Here is an 807-nt window from a genome sequence, read left to right as displayed (position 1 = left end):
CACTGAACTCCGTGCCGGTGATGAAGGGACTGGTACAGCGCCGAGCAGTATTGGATGCCTCTATCCGAATGATGGACTAGTGGCTGGCGACGACATCGCTTTCGTAATGCCTGCTTGAAGGCTTGTGCCACAGACTCGGCATGCAGGCTTTCATGAACGTGGTGGCCAACAATTTTCCTGGAGTACGCATCCGTTACCAGGCTTAGGTATAGCGGGCCGCTACTGGCGGGCAGGTACGTGATGTCCGCCACCCAGACGTGTTCCGGCCCTGTCGGGACGATCTGATTTGGGCCGGGTTTGAGTAAGTTGGGATGGCGGTAGAAGCGATGAAAACTTTGTGTTGTCTTGTGGTAGGCCCGCTTAGGCAGCACTAGCAAACGGCGCTCTCCCAAGACCTGAAATAGCCGATCTCGGCCGACCTGGAACCGTCTGTCAGGTTGGCAATGCAGCAGATAGTGCAGCTTGCGTGTGCCCAGCCGAGGCTGGCGCATCCGAACTTGCTGAACAAACTCAACGACTCGGTCTGCCTGAAGCGCTTTGCGGTCAGCGGCTCGATTGCGCTTGTAGTAAGCCTGTCGACTGATGCCTAGAAACTGACAAGCCCTGGCAATGCTCAGTCCTGCGACTTGGCCTTGCGAGAGGACTTGCCGGATCGCTTTTTTACGACCGAGACACCATAGTCATTTTTCAGGACATCAACGACCGTCTCAAAGAACTGAGCCTTCTGGCTCATTAACTCAAGCTGCTGCTCAAGCTCTTTGATCCGCTGCTCTGGAGTGAGCGTTTTGGGGACAGACATCGCGCAGC

At 55.8% G+C, this 807-nt stretch carries 1 pseudogene; it reads right to left on the bottom strand.

The features are described from left to right. Nucleotides 1-807, bottom strand: a pseudogene (locus tag C6382_RS23715) (IS3 family transposase); the annotation flags it as partial.

The sequence above is a fragment of the Pseudomonas sp. BBP2017 genome, assembly GCF_003024385.1.
Taxonomy (GTDB): domain Bacteria; phylum Pseudomonadota; class Gammaproteobacteria; order Pseudomonadales; family Pseudomonadaceae; genus Aquipseudomonas.
This window is presented reverse-complemented; position numbering and strand designations above follow the sequence as displayed.